The organism is Buttiauxella sp. AC142 (assembly GCF_979253435.1).
On the sequence record NZ_CEEDCH010000001.1, the window covers coordinates 224,458 to 238,303 of the forward strand.

Annotated in this window: 13 protein-coding genes; 12 read left to right on the top strand and 1 reads right to left on the bottom strand. The window is 51.5% G+C overall.

Annotated features, from left to right (window positions below; translation table 11 throughout):
* Window positions 1-8: 8 nt before the first annotated feature.
* The gene (queG, locus tag AC0IWZ_RS00975; RefSeq protein WP_471678366.1) at window positions 9-1,148 is read right to left on the bottom strand and encodes a tRNA epoxyqueuosine(34) reductase QueG; all 1,140 of its coding nucleotides are present in this window, start codon (window positions 1,146-1,148) and stop codon (window positions 9-11) included.
* On the opposite strand from queG, the gene nnr reads away from it, so the two are divergent.
* The 12 genes from nnr to nsrR all read left to right on the top strand — a co-directional run bounded on the left by nnr (window position 1,147) and on the right by nsrR (window position 13,816).
* Window positions 1,147-2,673: a bifunctional ADP-dependent NAD(P)H-hydrate dehydratase/NAD(P)H-hydrate epimerase gene (nnr, locus tag AC0IWZ_RS00980; RefSeq protein ID WP_471678365.1), complete on the top strand. Its 1,527-nt coding sequence runs from the start codon at window positions 1,147-1,149 to the stop codon at window positions 2,671-2,673. The two genes, queG and nnr, sit on opposite strands and share 2 nt — an antisense overlap.
* Complete coding sequence (gene tsaE / locus AC0IWZ_RS00985) at window positions 2,666-3,127, top strand: tRNA (adenosine(37)-N6)-threonylcarbamoyltransferase complex ATPase subunit type 1 TsaE (RefSeq protein WP_034492778.1); 462 nt, start codon at window positions 2,666-2,668, stop codon at window positions 3,125-3,127. The genes nnr and tsaE overlap by 8 nt, the downstream gene beginning before the upstream one ends.
* A 13-nt stretch (window positions 3,128-3,140) precedes the next feature.
* Window positions 3,141-4,472, top strand: a complete 1,332-nt coding sequence (amiB, locus tag AC0IWZ_RS00990; RefSeq protein ID WP_034492781.1) for an N-acetylmuramoyl-L-alanine amidase AmiB — start codon at window positions 3,141-3,143, stop codon at window positions 4,470-4,472.
* Between the two features lie 9 nt (window positions 4,473-4,481).
* Window positions 4,482-6,389 carry a DNA mismatch repair endonuclease MutL gene (gene mutL / locus AC0IWZ_RS00995; RefSeq protein ID WP_471678364.1) on the top strand — a complete coding sequence of 636 codons (1,908 nt, stop codon included), beginning with the start codon at window positions 4,482-4,484 and terminating at the stop codon, window positions 6,387-6,389.
* On the top strand, window positions 6,382-7,329 hold the full coding sequence (miaA, locus tag AC0IWZ_RS01000; RefSeq protein ID WP_034492785.1) for a tRNA (adenosine(37)-N6)-dimethylallyltransferase MiaA: 948 nt from the start codon (window positions 6,382-6,384) through the stop codon (window positions 7,327-7,329). The genes mutL and miaA overlap by 8 nt, the downstream gene beginning before the upstream one ends.
* A 102-nt stretch (window positions 7,330-7,431) precedes the next feature.
* Window positions 7,432-7,740 carry an RNA chaperone Hfq gene (gene hfq, locus AC0IWZ_RS01005; RefSeq protein WP_034461169.1) on the top strand — a complete coding sequence of 103 codons (309 nt, stop codon included), beginning with the start codon at window positions 7,432-7,434 and terminating at the stop codon, window positions 7,738-7,740.
* A 76-nt stretch (window positions 7,741-7,816) separates the two neighbouring features.
* The gene (hflX, locus tag AC0IWZ_RS01010) at window positions 7,817-9,097 is read left to right on the top strand and encodes a ribosome rescue GTPase HflX (RefSeq protein WP_471678363.1); all 1,281 of its coding nucleotides are present in this window, start codon (window positions 7,817-7,819) and stop codon (window positions 9,095-9,097) included.
* A gap of 74 nt (window positions 9,098-9,171) precedes the next feature.
* Window positions 9,172-10,434 carry an FtsH protease activity modulator HflK gene (hflK, locus tag AC0IWZ_RS01015; RefSeq protein ID WP_471678362.1) on the top strand — a complete coding sequence of 421 codons (1,263 nt, stop codon included), beginning with the start codon at window positions 9,172-9,174 and terminating at the stop codon, window positions 10,432-10,434.
* A gap of 2 nt (window positions 10,435-10,436) precedes the next feature.
* Window positions 10,437-11,441, top strand: coding sequence for a protease modulator HflC (gene hflC / locus AC0IWZ_RS01020; protein WP_034492790.1), 1,005 nt, complete (start codon window positions 10,437-10,439; stop codon window positions 11,439-11,441).
* Between the two features lie 66 nt (window positions 11,442-11,507).
* Complete coding sequence (locus AC0IWZ_RS01025) at window positions 11,508-11,705, top strand: DUF2065 domain-containing protein (protein WP_034492791.1); 198 nt, start codon at window positions 11,508-11,510, stop codon at window positions 11,703-11,705.
* A 102-nt stretch (window positions 11,706-11,807) separates the two neighbouring features.
* A complete protein-coding gene (locus AC0IWZ_RS01030; RefSeq protein ID WP_471680483.1) occupies window positions 11,808-13,106 on the top strand; it encodes an adenylosuccinate synthase in 1,299 nt (432 codons plus the stop codon).
* A gap of 284 nt (window positions 13,107-13,390) precedes the next feature.
* On the top strand, window positions 13,391-13,816 hold the full coding sequence (gene nsrR / locus AC0IWZ_RS01035; protein ID WP_034492795.1) for a nitric oxide-sensing transcriptional repressor NsrR: 426 nt from the start codon (window positions 13,391-13,393) through the stop codon (window positions 13,814-13,816).
* Window positions 13,817-13,846: the final 30 nt, after the last annotated feature.

Here is a 13,846-nt window from a genome sequence, read left to right on the forward strand (position 1 = left end):
TGGACATTTCACGCATCACGTTTTAACCCCTTTTCTATGACCCGAACCAGACGCTGCTTTTGCGGTAACTGAACCTCAGTTGCATTAGCGCTCCGTTTGCTTAATTGTTGCGCAATCGCCCATTCAATATGCTCATCAAGAAGTGGGTGCTCACCTTTTCGTTGTTGCAATGCTTCCAGAATCACTTCTTCCCAGGGGGCATTTCCTAATGCGACTGCAATATTTCGCAGCCAACGTAAATGACCGATGCGGCGAATCGCTGAACCTTCAGTCACGCGCAGGAAATATTCTTCACTCCAGGCAAACAGTTCAACCAGCGGCGGAGCATGCAATGCGCGACGCGGACTAAAGTCATCTTCCACGGTCAATTGTGAAAAGCGATTCCACGGGCAAATCAGCTGGCAGTCGTCGCAGCCGTAAATTCGGTTTCCGATTAGCGGTCTGAATTCTTCAGGGATTGCGCCTTCAAGCTCAATCGTGAGATAGGAAATGCAACGCCGCGCGTCGACCGTGTAAGGTTCAACTATCGCGCCGGTTGGGCAAATCGTCGTGCAGGCCACGCAGCGCCCACATTTTTCCTCGACAGGTTTATCTATGGGTAATGGAATATCGACTAATAGCTCACCGAGGAAAAAGAACGATCCTGCTTCCTGATTCAGGATAAGTGAGTGCTTACCTGTCCATCCCAGGCCAGCTTTATCCGCTAATGGGCGCTCAAGAATCGGCGCTGAATCCACAAAAGGTCTAAAATTCAGCGTGGAACAATGGGACTGGATCATTTCACCCAGTTTTTTGAGTCGATTGCGCAGCAGTTTGTGGTAATCACGTCCGAGGGCGTAACGGCTGATGTAACCGATTTTTGGGTTCTTGAGCGTCGAGGCAAAGGCCGCGTTTGCCGGGAGATAGTTCATCCGCACGCTAATTACGCGCAACGTCCCCGGCAGCAATTCGTGTGGGCGGGCGCGCATCATGCCGTGACGGGCCATCCAATCCATCTCGCCGTGGTATTGTTTATCCAGCCACAACTGAAGCGCGGGTTCACTGGCGGAGAGATCGGTATCGGTAATCCCCACTTGCTGGAAGCCGAGTTCGATTCCCCACTGTTTGATATTTTGCGCTAACTGATTGAGATCGAGGGGCTGTGACATGACGGACCTGAGCCTAAAAATAACCGCCAAAAGTATACCACATTCAGTTTGGTCAGCAGACTGGTTGCGCACCGCTGAAAAGCAGGCGGCGGATGAATTAGGGCTAACGCTCTATGAATTGATGCAGCGAGCGGGCGCTGCGGCATTTAACCTTGCCCGCGAACTTTATCCGCAAAGCCAGCACTGGATGGTCGCATGTGGACATGGCAATAACGGCGGCGATGGTTACGTATTAGCACGCCTGGCTCAGGCTGCGGGTGTGCGCGTTACGCTTCTGGCGCTGGAAAGTGATAAGCCATTGCCGCAGGAGGCGGCGTACGCGCGTGATGCCTGGCTAGATGCCGCAGGTCTTATTCATGCGCCAGAGCATCCATGGCCTGATGATATCGACCTGGTGGTCGATGGTATTCTGGGAACCGGGCTTGCGCATGCGCCACGAGATAATGCCGCGCAGCTTATTGAAAAATGTAATCACCATTCTGCTCCTGTGATTGCCTTGGATATTCCTTCGGGCTTGTTCGCAGAAACGGGTGCCATTCCCGGTGCGGTGATCAACGCTTCGCACACCATTACGTTTATTGCCCTTAAGACTGGTCTTCTGACCGGAAAAGCGCGCGATGTGGTGGGTGAACTGCACTTTGATGCGCTTGGCCTTGAAACCTGGTTGAAGGGGCAGACTGCGCCGATAACTCGCGTGGATAGCACACAGTTAGCGGGCTGGTTAACGCCGCGCAAGCCCACCTCGCACAAAGGCGATAACGGGCGACTGGTGGTAATAGGCGGTGACCACGGCACGGCGGGGGCGATTCGTATGACGGGCGAAGCGGCTTTGCGGGCTGGAGTGGGGTTGGTCAGGGTTTTGACTCGCTCAGAAAATATCGCACCGTTGCTGACCGCACGGCCTGAGTTAATGGTTCAGGAACTGACTTCACAAACGCTTGATGAAAGTATTGAGTGGGCCGATGTGATAGTGATTGGCCCAGGATTAGGGCAACAAGAGTGGGGCAAAAAAGCCCTACAAAAAGTAGAGAACAGCCGTAAACCGATGCTGTGGGATGCAGATGCGCTGAACCTTCTGGCAATCAATCCCGATAAACGTCAGAATCGCGTGATTACGCCACATCCTGGCGAGGCTGCGCGGCTGCTAAATTGCGCCGTGTCACAAATTGAGAGTGACCGCTTACTTGCCGCAGACCGCCTGGTAAAACGTTATGGCGGAATTGTGGTCTTAAAAGGTGCCGGTACGGTTGTTGCCAGCCAACATGGTGAATGCGCCATTGTTGATGTGGGTAATGCAGGCATGGGCAGCGGCGGCATGGGGGATGTGCTATCCGGAATCATCGGAGCATTGCTGGCACAGAAGTTAACCCCGTATGATGCAGCGTGTGCCGGATGTGTAGCTCATGGCGCTGCCGCTGATGTGCTGGCTTACCGCTTTGGTACACGTGGCATGTTAGCGACCGATTTATTATCGACGTTGTACCCTTTTGTTAACCCGGATTTGAATAGCCAAAAAAATGATTAATCGAGTTATCGCATTACCTGATGAAGCCGCGACCTTAGAACTGGGCGCACGCCTGGCTGAAGCCTGCATCGGTGCCACCGTGATTCATCTGTATGGTGATCTTGGCGCGGGGAAAACGACTTTCAGCCGTGGTTTTGTGCAAGCGCTGGGTCATAAAGGGAACGTGAAAAGCCCAACTTATACGTTGGTAGAACCGTATGAACTCGGTGATTTGATGGTGTATCACTTTGATCTCTATCGTCTTGCCGATCCAGAAGAACTCGAGTTTATGGGAATTCGTGACTATTTCACCAATGACGCAATCAGTCTGGTGGAATGGCCGCAAAAAGGTCAGGGTGTGCTTCCAGAACCGGATGTCGAAATCCACCTAAGTTACCAGGCCGAAGGGCGCGAAGCGTGCCTGAAAGCAGTTTCCTCATCTGGTGAGTCGTTACTGGCGCGGTTGGCCAAATAACAAGGATGACGGGATGATCTATCGCGTGAAAAGTGTGTGGATGGCGTTGTGTTTATTGGTGCTGGCGGCACAAGCAAGCGCGGCCAGTTTAGCGGATATTCAGGTATCGAACGGCGATTCTCAGGCGCGGATCACGTTTAGTTTTATTGGCGATCCTGAATATGCTTTTTCTCAGGATGATAAGAAAAGCGTTGCTCTGGATATCAAACAAACGGGTGTGATCAGAGGTTTACCGCTGTTGTTCAGTGGCAATAACCTGGTGAAAAGCATTCGGTCAGGGCAACCAAAAGACAGCGATTCTTTACGCCTGGTGGTTGATCTCACTGAGCCTGGCAAAACTCGCGCTGTAAAACAGCAAAATGGTTCTAATTACACGGTAGTGTTTACGATCAACGCCGATGCTCCGCCTCCGCCACCACCACCTCCGGTTGTGGCTAAACGTGTTGAAGCGCCACCCGTCACCCGTTCAACCGAGCCTGCAAAAAATCCCTTTAATCCGCAGACCGTGACGGGAGCCATCAGTTCTAATACGGCGATGCATCCTGCACGGACTCAGCGCCCCACGACTCAATCCGATACCGTCGTTGTGGCTATTGATGCGGGGCATGGCGGGCAGGATCCGGGGGCAATTGGCCCTGGTGGCACGAAAGAGAAAAACGTCACTATTTCGATTGCCCGTAAACTTCGCTCATTGCTGAATGACGACCCGATGTTTAAAGGCGTGCTGACCCGCGATGGTGATTATTTTATTTCGGTGATGGGACGTTCAGACGTCGCACGTAAACAGAATGCCAATATTCTGGTGTCTATTCATGCTGATGCCGCGCCTAATCGCGATGCGACGGGAGCCTCCGTTTGGGTGCTGTCGAATCGTCGTGCGAACAGCGAAATGGCGGGCTGGCTCGAACAGCACGAGAAACAATCGGAGTTGTTGGGCGGAGCGGGTGATGTACTGGCCAATAGCCAAGCTGACCCTTATTTAAGCCAGGCGGTTCTGGATTTGCAGTTCGGCCATTCCCAGCGCGTCGGGTATGATGTGGCAACAAAAGTGCTGGCGCAAATGCAGCGCGTAGGCTCGTTGCACAAACGTCGCCCGGAACACGCAAGCCTGGGCGTATTGCGTTCGCCGGATATTCCTTCGGTATTAGTGGAAACCGGGTTTATCAGCAACAACTCGGAAGAGCGCCTGCTCGATAGCGATGACTACCAGCAAAAAATTGCACAAGCAATTTATCAAGGGCTTAGGGATTATTTCCTGACGCATCCGTTGCAATCCGCGCCACCAACTGGTCAAACTGCACGCTCGCAAGGTGCGGGTATTGATCCCGTCGCGATGACTCAATAAGGAGATTTCATGCCGATTCAGGTTCTGCCGCCGCAACTTGCCAACCAGATTGCTGCTGGCGAAGTGGTAGAGCGCCCCGCATCGGTGGTGAAAGAACTGGTTGAGAACAGTCTTGATGCAGGCGCCACGCGTATTGATATTGATATTGAACGCGGTGGCGCCAAGCTCATTCGTATTCGCGATAACGGCTGCGGTATCAAAAAAGATGAGCTGGCATTAGCCCTGGCTCGTCATGCGACCAGTAAAATCGCCACACTTGATGACCTTGAGGCCATTATTAGCCTCGGGTTTCGTGGTGAAGCGTTAGCGAGTATTAGCTCGGTTGCACGACTGACGTTAACCTCGCGCACCGCCGAGCAAAGCGAAGCTTGGCAGGCCTATGCTGAAGGGCGTGAACAGGATGTGACGGTAAAACCTGCGGCACATCCAGTCGGAACCACGCTTGAGGTGTTGGATTTGTTCTACAATACCCCCGCACGTCGCAAATTCATGCGCACCGAAAAAACCGAATTCAATCACATTGATGAGATAGTCAGACGTATTGCGCTGGCGCGTTTTGATGTGTCGATAAATCTCACTCACAACGGCAAAGTGATTCGTCAGTACCGTGGGGTTGCAGAGGGTGCACCTCGCGAACGCCGCCTTGGCTCGATTTGCGGTACGGCTTTCCTCGAACAAGCGCTGGCCATTGAATGGCAGCATGGTGACCTGGCATTACGCGGCTGGGTGGCTGAACCTACGGCGACGACTTCCGCCCTGGCAGAGATTCAATATTGCTATGTGAACGGTCGCATGATGCGCGACCGCCTGATCAATCACGCTATCCGCCAGGCCTGTGAAGACAAACTCGGTGCCGACCAGCAACCGGCGTTTGTGCTGTACCTGGAAATCGACCCGCATCAAGTGGATGTGAATGTGCATCCTGCCAAACATGAAGTGCGTTTTCATCAGTCGCGCCTGGTGCATGATTTTATCTACCAGGGCGTGTTGAGCGTGCTGCAACAGCAAAGTGAAAATCGCCTGCCGCTGGAAGAAACGGCGGAAGAACCGCAACCGCACTGGCAGCCGGAAAACCGCGTGGCATCCGGGCGTAACCAGTTTGCAACGCCTGCTGCTCCCGCAGCTTCTCGCGAATCAATACCTCGCGAATCAGCACCTCGTAATACGGCCCCGGTTTCTGGCGGCTATAGTGAAGGAAGTGCGAGTAAAGGCAGTGCGCCTTTATGGCCGCATGCGGCACCAGGTTTTCAGAAGAAAGAAGGGGCGGTGTATCGTGAATTGTTGAATACACCGACACCCGCAGCCTCAAAAAATCGAGTTGCTGAACCTGAGTCTGAGCCTTACGAGGCTTTAGACGGTCACGCACAAAGTTTTGGGCGCGTGCTGACCGTCATCAATCCGGATATCGCGTTACTCGAGCGTGACGGCAAAATCATGCTGCTTTCCTTAAGCGTGGCTGAACGTTGGTTGAAAATGGCGCAGTTAGTACCAGGCTCCGAAGGGGCACGTGCTCAACCGCTGCTGATCCCCATTCGTTTGAAAGTCACCAAAGAAGAACAGGACGTTCTGATTAAAAATCAGCCGCTTTTACTGGAAATGGGCATTGAATTCGCCATTGAGTCGCGTCAGATAACAATTCGCTCTGTACCTTTACCTTTGCGTAAACAAAATTTACAAATCTTGATTCACGAACTGCCAGGATACCTGGCGCGACAGACAGAGGTGAATGCAACACAGATTGCTCAATGGTTTGCTCGTCAAATGGACGGTAATCATGAACAATGGAATCAGGCGCAGGCGATTGCCCTGCTGGCTGATGTGGAGCGCCTTTGTCCGCAACTGGTGAAATCACCACCTGGCGGTTTGTTACAACCTGTTGATTTACATATGGCGATGAACGCCCTGAAACATGACTGAAGTTAAGCAAAGCCTGCCACAGGCAATTTTTTTGATGGGGCCGACTGCCTCAGGTAAGACAGCGTTAGCCATTAATTTGCGTAAAACGTTGCCGGTAGAGTTGATAAGCGTCGATTCGGCCCTTATCTATCAAGGGATGGACATTGGTACCGCGAAGCCAACGGCTGAAGAACTGGCCCAGGCTCCGCATCGGTTACTTGATATTCTCGACCCGGCACAAGCCTATTCCGCCGCTGATTTCCGGCGTGATGCGTTGGCTGAAATGGCTGAAATTACCGCGGCAGGGCGTATTCCCTTGTTAGTCGGGGGAACAATGCTCTACTTCAAGGCATTGTTAGAGGGTTTATCGCCTTTACCATCCGCTGACCCGCAAGTACGGGAACGGATTGAAAAACAGGCTGCAGAGCAAGGATGGGAAGCGTTGCATCGTGAGTTAGCACAGGTTGATCCTGTCGCCGCTGCACGTATTCATCCAAATGATCCACAAAGGCTTTCCCGTGCACTGGAAGTTTTTTTCATTTCGGGTAAAACTTTAACGGAACTGACGGAAACGTCAGGAGAAGCTCTGCCTTACCAGGTGCATCAGTTCGCCATCGCCCCGGCGAGCCGTGAACTGCTCCATCAAAGAATTGAGCAGCGTTTTCATCAGATGTTAGCTTCTGGATTTGAAGCTGAAGTGCGGGCTCTTTTTGCCCGTGGTGATTTGCATACGGACATGCCTTCCATTCGTTGTGTGGGATACCGGCAGATGTGGTCTTATCTGGCAGGGGAAATTTCACATGATGAAATGGTTTATCGTGGTATTTGCGCGACGAGACAATTGGCTAAGCGCCAGATGACCTGGTTGCGAGGTTGGGAGGGTGTTCACTGGTTAGACAGTGAGAATCCGTCTCAATCTTACAACGATGTACTACAGGTTGTTAGTGCGAAGCACCAATGAATGTGTACAATTGAATCGTTATGGTGCGCAATATTTTACGCAGTTTTTCAGAGCCTCAGGGTTCTTGAGTTACAAACAACAAGCATATAAGGAAAAGATAGAATGGCTAAGGGGCAATCATTACAAGATCCGTTCTTGAACGCACTGCGTCGCGAACGTGTTCCAGTTTCTATTTATTTGGTGAATGGTATTAAGCTGCAAGGTCAGATTGAGTCTTTTGATCAGTTTGTAATCCTGTTGAAAAACACGGTTAGCCAGATGGTCTATAAGCACGCGATTTCTACTGTTGTTCCGTCTCGTCCGGTATCTCATCACAGCAATAACACCGGTACTAGCGGTTCTGGCAGCTACCACCATGGTGGAAGTGCGCAAGGTTCTGCGCCACAACAAGACAACGAAGACGCTGAATAAGGCGTAACGTTGTTTTTCCAAGCCGGGGAACCAGGGATGCTGGGTTCCCCGCTGGTCTTTTTGAGAGGTTATACGCTTGTTTGACCGTTATGATGCCGGTGAGCAGGCGGTGCTGGTACACATCTATTTTACGCAAGACAAAGACAAGGAAGATCTAGAGGAGTTTGAATCTCTGGTCTCTTCAGCCGGTGTCGAAGCATTGCAGGTGGTTACTGGTAGCCGTAAAGCTCCTCACCCGAAGTATTTTGTTGGTGAAGGTAAGGCAATTGAAATTGCCGATGCAGTGAAAGCCACTGGGGCATCGGTCATTTTATTTGATCATGCGTTGTCTCCAGCCCAGGAACGTAACCTCGAAGCGCTGTGTGAATGTCGTGTCGTCGACAGAACCGGCCTGATTTTAGATATTTTTGCTCAACGTGCGCGTACCCATGAAGGTAAGTTGCAGGTTGAACTGGCTCAGTTACGTCATATGGCAACTCGTCTTGTGCGCGGCTGGACCCACCTTGAGCGTCAGGGAGGGGGGATCGGTTCACGAGGCCCTGGGGAAACTCAGCTCGAAACCGACCGCCGTTTACTGCGCAACCGGATTATGCAGATTCTTGGTCGCTTAGAACGAGTCGAAAAACAGCGTGAACAAGGTCGAAGATCGCGTGCCAAGGCTGATATCCCAACTGTTTCTTTGGTGGGCTATACCAACGCCGGCAAATCCACCCTGTTTAACCAAATAACAGCAGCTGACGTCTATGCTGCAGATCAGTTGTTTGCCACACTAGATCCAACGTTGCGCCGTATTAACGTTACGGATGTTGGTGAAACCATACTGGCAGACACAGTAGGTTTTATTCGTCACCTGCCACACGATTTAGTGGCGGCGTTTAAAGCAACCTTGCAGGAAACTCGTCAGGCGACACTGTTATTACATGTCATTGATGCAAGCGACCTCAGGATTGAGGAAAACATTGCCGCGGTAGATACCGTTCTCGAAGAGATTGAGGCTGATGAAATTCCAACGCTCCTGGTGATGAATAAGATAGATATGTTGGATGATTTCGTTCCACGTATCGACAGAGATGATGAAAATATGCCGATTCGGGTCTGGCTTTCTGCCCAGACCGGAGACGGTGTTCCACTGCTTTTCCAGGCTTTGACAGAGCGTTTATCTGGTGAAATTGCACAGCATACGTTGTGCTTACCCCCCCAGGCTGGGCGACTTCGGAGCCGGTTTTATCAGCTTCAGGCAATAGAAAAAGAGTGGATGGAGGAAGACGGCAGTGTTGGCTTACAAATTCGTATGCCTATTGTTGACTGGCGTCGCCTCTGTAAACAAGAACCGGCACTCGCTGACTATATTGTCTAGCCAGTCAAGGGAATGTCCTGAAGACTTTTTCCCCTTCGGGGGATATCACCGCACAACAAATATGGAGCATAAACATGGCGTGGAATCAGCCCGGTAATAACGGACAGGACCGCGACCCGTGGGGAAGCAGCAAACCTGGCGGCGACTCTGGGGGTAACAAAGGAGGGCGGGATCAGGGGCCACCTGATCTGGATGATATCTTCCGAAAATTAAGTAAGAAACTTGGTGGTCTGGGCGGCGGTAAAGGCGGCGGCTCCGGTTCTGGTGGTGGTTCTTCGCAACTTCCACGTCCTCATATTGGTGGCCGCATGGTTGGCATCGTTGCCGCTGTGGCTGTTGTTATTTGGGCTGCGACTGGGTTCTATACCATTAAAGAAGCTGAACGTGGTGTTGTGACTCGTTTTGGTCAATTCAGCCATTTGGTTGAGCCGGGTCTGAACTGGAAACCGACATTCATTGATAGTGTCAGAGCGGTAAACGTTGAAGCGGTTCGTGAATTGGCTGCTTCCGGTGTGATGCTGACTTCCGATGAGAACGTTGTTCGCGTCGAAATGAACGTCCAGTACCGTGTTACCGATCCGCGTCGTTATCTGTTTAGCGTAACCAGCGCAGACGATAGCCTGCGTCAGGCAACCGACAGTGCACTGCGTGGTGTTATTGGTAAATACACCATGGATAAGATCCTCACCGAGGGTCGTACCATTATTCGTAACGATACTCAGCGCGAGCTGGAAGAAACCATTCGCCCGTACAACATGGGTATTACCCTGCTGGACGTCAACTTCCAGGCTGCTCGTCCGCCAGAAGAGGTGAAGGCTGCATTTGATGATGCGATTTCTGCGCGTGAAAACGAACAGCAATACATCCGTGAAGCAGAAGCGTATACCAACGAAGTTCAGCCGCGTGCTAACGGTCAGGCGCAGCGTATTCTTGAAGAAGCTCGCGCTTATAAAACACAGACCGTGTTAGAAGCGCAGGGTGAAGTGGCTCGCTTCGCCAAAATGTTGCCGGAATACAAAGCTGCACCGGAAATTACCCGTGAGCGTCTGTATATCGAAACCATGGAAAAAGTGCTTAGCCATACCCGTAAAGTTCTGGTTAACGACAAAGGTGGCAACCTGATGGTTCTGCCTCTGGATCAGATGCTGAAAGGTGGCTCACAGCCAGCGGCAAAGACTGATAACACGGGGGCGAACAACTTGTTGCGTCTGCCACCTGCGTCAAGTTCAAGCAGCGGTAGCGCCAGCACACAGTCCTCGTCAAGCCGGGGCGATATCATGGATCAGCGCCGCGTGAACGCGCAGCGCACTGATAACCAGCGCGTAGGGAGTGAATAACGATGCGTAAGTCAGTCATTGCTTTAATTATCATCGTGCTGGTTGTGCTGTTTACCTCGGTCTTCGTGGTACAGGAAGGCGAGCGCGGGATTACCTTACGCTTCGGTAAAGTGTTGCGTGATGATGAAAACAAGCCGGTGGTCTACGAACCAGGTCTGCATTTCAAAGTACCGTTTATCGAGTCTGTTAAAACTCTTGATGCGCGTATTCAGACCATGGATAACCAGGCCGATCGCTTTGTGACCAAAGAGAAGAAAGACCTGATCGTTGATTCCTATATCAAATGGCGTATCAGTGATTTCAGCCGCTACTACCTGGCAACAGGCGGTGGTGACGTTTCTCAGGCAGAAGTGCTGTTAAAACGTAAATTCAGTGACCGTCTGCGTTCTGAAATTGGTCGTCTTGATGTGAAAGACATCGTGACCGATTCTCGTGGCCGTCTGACTCTGGATGTGCGTGATGCGCTGAACTCAGGTACCGCGGGTACTGACGATGAAGTGGCTACACCTGCTGCGGATGATGCAATTGCCTCTGCTGCTGCGCGTGTCACTGCGGAAACCAAAGGCAAAGTACCGGTGGTTAACCCGAACAGTATGGCGGCACTGGGTATCGAAGTGGTCGATGTGCGTATCAAGCAGATCAACCTGCCTGCTGAGGTTTCTGAAGCTATCTACAACCGTATGCGTGCCGAGCGTGAAGCTGTTGCTCGTCGTCACCGTTCACAAGGTCAGGAAGAAGCTGAGAAGCTGCGTGCTACCGCCGACTACGAAGTCACTCGTACTCTGGCAGAAGCCGAGCGTCAGGGCCGTATTAGCCGTGGTGAAGGTGATGCAGAAGCTGCCAAACTGTTTGCTGATGCATTCAGCCAGGATCCAGATTTCTACGCATTCATTCGTAGCCTGCGTGCTTATGAAGCAAGCTTCAGCAATGGTCAGGACGTGATGGTGTTAAGCCCGGATAGCGATTTCTTCCGTTACATGAAAACACCTGCGAATAGCACACGTTAATACTCGCAAAAAACTTATCAAGAGCCGGTCTGACCGGCTCTTTTTTTATTGGTGTTAGAGGGAATTATGAATTCGACTATCTGGATGGCATTAGCGCTGGTTTTGGTGCTCGAAGGACTCGGACCGATGCTTTATCCACGCATGTGGCGCCGAATGATCGCTGCGTTAACGCAACTTCCCGACAATACGCTTCGCCGTTTTGGTGGCGGACTAGTGGTTGCAGGTATCGTTATCTACTACATGTTGAGTCGAGCCGCAGGCTGAACCGCATTGAGGTGGACAATTACCATTTTGTATACTAAAAGGGCTGATCATCTAGGAAACCGATGGTAGAATCCTTTTTTAAGCAAACGGTGATTTTGAAAAATGGGTAACAACGTCGTCGTACTGGGCACCCAATGGGGTGACGAAGGTAAAGGAAAGATCGTAGATCTTCTGACTGAACGGGCTAAATATGTTGTGCGCTACCAGGGCGGTCACAACGCAGGCCATACTCTCGTAATCAACGGTGAAAAGACCGTTCTTCATCTTATTCCATCAGGTATTCTGCGTGATAACGTTACCAGCATCATCGGTAATGGCGTTGTGCTGTCTCCTGCTGCACTGATGAAAGAGATGAAAGAGCTGGAAGACCGTGGGATTCCGGTACGTGAGCGCTTGCTGTTATCTGAAGCTTGCCCGCTGATTCTTGATTATCACGTAGCGCTGGATGTGGCTCGTGAGAAAGCGCGCGGTGCGAAAGCTATCGGTACTACCGGTCGCGGTATCGGCCCTGCGTATGAAGACAAAGTGGCCCGTCGTGGCCTGCGCGTTGGCGACCTGTTCGACAAAGCCACCTTTGCCGACAAACTGAAAGAAGTTCTGGAATACCATAACTTCCAACTGGTTAACTTCTACAAAGTTGAAGCGGTTGATTACCAGAAAGTTCTGGACAATGTCATGGCAGTTGCTGACATTCTGACCAGCATGGTAGTTGATGTGTCCGATCTGCTGGATCAGGCACGTAAACGCGGCGACTTCATCATGTTCGAAGGTGCTCAAGGCACGCTGCTGGACATCGATCACGGTACCTATCCGTACGTGACCTCTTCCAACACCACCGCGGGTGGCGTGGCAACAGGTTCCGGCATTGGTCCACGTTATGTTGATTACGTTCTGGGTATTATCAAAGCGTACTCTACTCGCGTTGGCGCAGGTCCGTTCCCTACTGAACTGTTTGATGATATCGGCGAGTTCCTGTGCAAACAAGGTAATGAGTTCGGTGCAACTACCGGTCGTCGTCGTCGTACAGGTTGGTTGGATATCGTTGCTGTGCGTCGTGCAGTGCAGATCAACTCCCTGTCAGGTTTCTGCCTGACCAAGCTGGACGTACTGGACGGTTTGAAAGAAGTTAAACTGTGTGTAGGCTACCGTCTGCCAGATGGCCGTGAAGTGACTACCACTCCAATGGCTGCTGACGATTGGGAAGGTATCGAGCCAATCTACGAAACCATGCCTGGCTGGTCCGAAACGACCTTCGGCGTGAAAGAGCGTAGTGGTTTGCCGCAAGCAGCGCTGGACTACATCAAGCGCATTGAAGAACTGACTGAAGTACCAGTAGACATTATTTCTACCGGTCCGGACCGTTCTGAAACCATGATTCTGCGCGATCCGTTCGACGCATAATGATGTGATGGGGTGTGCTTAGCACGCCCCAACTGCTTTATCCTGCCGTTTTATCCACCTTCCCCGTTAAATAAATTAGCTGGCAACCTTATGGCTGGTTTATCATCAATCTATACCCGTCATACTTCACGTTGCAGCGGCGTTGGCTGCACTCACTCACCCCAGTCACTTACTTAAGTAAGCTCCCGGGGATTCTTGAGCTGGCCGCCTGGCTGCAACCCGAATTATTTAGGGTATAGTATTTACAGCTATTAAGCGTTTCCCCTCCCACCCAAGAGGTTGATGTGCAGTTAACGAGTTTTACTGATTACGGTTTACGTGCTTTGATTTACATGGCGTCTTTGCCCGAAGGCAAGATGACGAGCATTTCTGAAGTAACAGAAGTGTATGGTGTATCACGTAATCATATGGTGAAAATCATCAATCAACTCAGCCGTGCAGGCTATGTGACGGCAGTGCGCGGCAAAAACGGTGGCATTCGCCTCGGCAAACCGGCGGTATCTATCCGTGTCGGTGATGTGGTGCGCGAGCTGGAACCGCTTTCTTTGGTGAACTGTAGCAGTGAGTTTTGTCATATCACCCCCGCATGTCGCCTGAAACAGGCACTGGCCCAGGCGGTGCAAAGCTTTCTTACAGAGCTGGATAAGCACACCCTGGCCGATTTGGTGGACCAAAACCAACCGCTCTACAAATTATTGCTGGTGGAATAAATCACGATTTCCTCAGCAAATGACAACGGA

Coding starts and splice junctions, on each gene's coding strand:
- nnr (WP_471678365.1), top strand. CDS start 1,147: ATGACGGACCTGAGCCTAAAAATAACCGCCAAAAGTATACCACATTCA.
- queG (WP_471678366.1), bottom strand. CDS start 1,148: ATGTCACAGCCCCTCGATCTCAATCAGTTAGCGCAAAATATCAAACAG.
- tsaE (WP_034492778.1), top strand. CDS start 2,666: ATGATTAATCGAGTTATCGCATTACCTGATGAAGCCGCGACCTTAGAA.
- amiB (WP_034492781.1), top strand. CDS start 3,141: ATGATCTATCGCGTGAAAAGTGTGTGGATGGCGTTGTGTTTATTGGTG.
- mutL (WP_471678364.1), top strand. CDS start 4,482: ATGCCGATTCAGGTTCTGCCGCCGCAACTTGCCAACCAGATTGCTGCT.
- miaA (WP_034492785.1), top strand. CDS start 6,382: ATGACTGAAGTTAAGCAAAGCCTGCCACAGGCAATTTTTTTGATGGGG.
- hfq (WP_034461169.1), top strand. CDS start 7,432: ATGGCTAAGGGGCAATCATTACAAGATCCGTTCTTGAACGCACTGCGT.
- hflK (WP_471678362.1), top strand. CDS start 9,172: ATGGCGTGGAATCAGCCCGGTAATAACGGACAGGACCGCGACCCGTGG.
- hflC (WP_034492790.1), top strand. CDS start 10,437: ATGCGTAAGTCAGTCATTGCTTTAATTATCATCGTGCTGGTTGTGCTG.
- AC0IWZ_RS01025 (WP_034492791.1), top strand. CDS start 11,508: ATGAATTCGACTATCTGGATGGCATTAGCGCTGGTTTTGGTGCTCGAA.
- AC0IWZ_RS01030 (WP_471680483.1), top strand. CDS start 11,808: ATGGGTAACAACGTCGTCGTACTGGGCACCCAATGGGGTGACGAAGGT.